The sequence below is a fragment of the Nonomuraea sp. NPDC049141 genome (assembly GCF_040648415.1).
GTDB lineage: Bacteria > Actinomycetota > Actinomycetes > Streptosporangiales > Streptosporangiaceae > Nonomuraea.
In genome coordinates this window covers 1-2,906 of the sequence record NZ_JBEZDR010000106.1, presented here as the reverse complement: position 1 = coordinate 2,906, position 2,906 = coordinate 1, and the positions used below count along the sequence as shown (strand labels likewise).

Here is a 2,906-nt window from a genome sequence, read left to right as displayed (position 1 = left end):
CCGAGCCGGAAGCGGCCACGGCGGGCGACGAGCGGGGCCGCGAGGACGCTGGCGTGGACCGCGCGGAGCGGGTCTCGGCGCAGGCGCTCGCCCGGCTCGTCCGTGGCCTTGCCGCGCCCCTGGGGGACCCTGGCGCGGCCGAGGCGCGGCTCGATGGCCGAGTCCGTCCGCTCGACCTCGTCGTGACGAAGGCACGTGCGTCCGCGCGCGTCCTCGCGGAGGAGGAACCGGGGTCTCTCGACGCCGAGGCGGTGGTGATCGACATCGACACCGCGTTCGACGCCACCGTCGCGCTGCTGGTGACCGGCATGGTGGGTCTCGCGGGCCGGGTTCGTGAGGCGGGCGCGTCCGGTCGGCTCGTCATCGTGGGCACGGGCCGGTCGGGCGGAGGGTCCGATGGCGACCGCACCGTCTTCGCGCTGAGCCGCTGGGCGATGGTGGGCGCGGAGGAGGGGCTCGCACTCAGCCCGTCGTCGGCCGAGGACCTCGACGCGGCCCTGTCGCACGTGCTCCGCTCGGTGCGAGCTGACCAGGGGGCCGAGGTCATGGCGGCGCTCCGGGCGCTGGTCGACGAGTACGTGGGCGAGGTGGATCCGGACCACGACGGTGACGGCCGCCGGCCGGCCGGCGCGGAGATCCACGGTTACGTTCCCGAGCTGGTGCGGGGAATCTGGAAGCGCGTGCTCGACGGGTCCGTCGAGTTCGGGGACGAGGACGACTTCTTCGATCTGGGTGGCGACTCGGTCGACGCGATCCGGATCATGGCGATCCTGAATCAGGAGCTGCGCACCGAGCTGGATGTGGCGTTGATCTTCGACAATCCGACGGTCAGCCAGTTGAGCCGCACGGTTACCGCGCGCATCTGAGACAAGTCAGGCTGCTTCGATCGAGGGGTGAAGGAATGGCTCAGGAAGTCAGGACGACGTTCGGGGAACTCCGCCAGTTCGCTGCGTGGGTGGAGCCAGACGCGCGGATCGCGGCGCAGTACGGCTTCCAGGACAGGACGATTCCCGACAGCGCGCAGGCGATCGTGGGTTCCGATCTCGCCGTGTCCATGACGAACGGTCGTGGTCCGATCGTCAACGACGCCCGTGCGGACTGGGCGCTGTTCTGCCAGGAACGGTTCGGGCTCCGGTCCTCGCGCTGGCCGTCGTTCCGCCGTCACCCGCTCAGCGACAGCTTTCTCTGGCGATCGGTCGGCAGCGGCAAGCGGGTGCTCAGCGACGCCGAGGCCGAGGCGTACGACCGCGACGGCTACGTGATCGTCGAAGACGTGCTCAGCAAGGCGTTCCTGGAGGAAGTGGTCGCCGACCTCGACCGCTTCGAAGCGGAGCGCGTGACGGCCGCGAACGCCGCCGGCGGCAAGAACAACATCACGCAGGCCGGCAAGGTGTCGTTCAACGTCCAGCTCGCGCGTCATTCGGCACCGCTGCGCAAGCTCATCGCGCTGCCGCTCCTGCAGCACATGATGTACGACCTGATCGGGCCGAACGTCCGCCTGTACTGGGACCAGTCGGTCTACAAGAGCCCGAACTCCTGTCTGGCCTTCCCGTGGCACCAGGACACCGGTTACACGTACGTCGACCAGCCCGGAAAGATCGTCACCGCCTGGTTCGCGCTCACCGACGCGGACGAGGATTCGGGGTGCATGTGGGTGCTTCCCGGCAGTCACCGCGTGGGACCGCTCGTGCACGAGAAGGGCGAGTTCGGCAACCGGGTGTTCGCGGAGGACCCGTCCGGAATGATCCCGCTGCCGATGCGGGCCGGATCCATCATGGTCTTCGCGGGCCTGCTCCCGCACATGACCGGCGGCAACTTCCAGAACTGGACGCGCAAGGCGCTCGTCGTCGAGTACGCCCCGGACGGCATGAACCGGATCGCGATCGACCCGTGGGGCGACAAGGTCATCAGCCCGGCGAACAACCCGCACACGCAGTTCAACGTCCTGCGTGACGGGCGTCCGGTGGTCAGTCGGTAAAGATGCAGACCGAGCACCGCGTTATCGCCCAGCTTGCGGGTCAGCCCCTTGCCACGGTACGGACCGAGGGGACGCCGCAGAGCCTTTCGGAGGTCCTCGACCGGGCGGCGGAAGGCACGTCCACCGTCGGCACGATCGACTCCGACGGGACGCAGCGCGAAGAGACCTGGCGAGTCTTCCGGGACCGCGTACGGCTGATCGCCGGCGACGCCCGTCGCGGGGGCCTCGACCGCGGCTCCATCGTGGTCGTGGCCGCGACCGAACCGTCGGAGATCCTCGCGCTCTTCTGGAGCAGCGTCGTGGCGGGGGCCGAGCCGTTGCTGGTGCCGGCCGAGCTCCTCGACGATCGCGCGGGAGGGGGCGAGTGGTTGGCCGCGCTCGCCGAGCACGCGCCTGTCCGCGCACTCGTCCACGCCAGGGCCGCCCGATTCCGGGTCGTCTCCGAGGCGTTGAAGTGGGGAATCGACCCGATTCCGCTCGACCTGGACGAGCCGGGCGGGCACGACGGCGCCGGTCCCGCTGCCGCCGAGGACGGTCCCCTGTCGCTGGTGCACTTCATGACCTCGGGGAGCACGGGCGCCGCGAAGGTGGTGCCGCAGCGGCACCGGGGCATCATCGACATGGCGCTCGGCGCCGTGGCCGTGAACGGGCTCGACTCCGCGACGGTCGGCTTCAACTGGATGCCGCTCTCGCATGTCGGCGGCATGCTCATGGCCCACGTCCGGGACGCCGTGATCGCGGCCAGGCACCTCTCCGTCGCGACCGAACGCATCCTCACGAATCCCGCGGAGTGGTTCCGGCTCGTGACCGAGCACCGCGTCAGCGCGGTGTGGTCGCCCAACTTCGCCTATCGGCTGCTGGCCAACGAGGCCGGGAACATCCCGGCCGACGCCTCCGTCGACCTCACGAGCATCCGGTTCTGTCTGAA

General features: G+C 69.9%; 3 protein-coding genes. All 3 read left to right on the top strand.

The window, feature by feature from the left end; genetic code table 11:
- Nucleotides 1-866: acyl carrier protein (locus tag AB0B91_RS64765; RefSeq protein WP_358342941.1), on the top strand; the 866-nt coding region annotated here is incomplete at its 5' end.
- Between the two features lie 35 nt (nt 867-901).
- Nucleotides 902-1,978 carry a phytanoyl-CoA dioxygenase family protein gene (locus tag AB0B91_RS64760; protein WP_089002530.1) on the top strand — a complete coding sequence of 359 codons (1,077 nt, stop codon included), beginning with the start codon at nt 902-904 and terminating at the stop codon, nt 1,976-1,978.
- 2 nt (nt 1,979-1,980) lie between these two features.
- Nucleotides 1,981-2,906: AMP-binding protein (locus tag AB0B91_RS64755; protein WP_358342939.1), on the top strand; the 926-nt coding region annotated here is incomplete at its 3' end.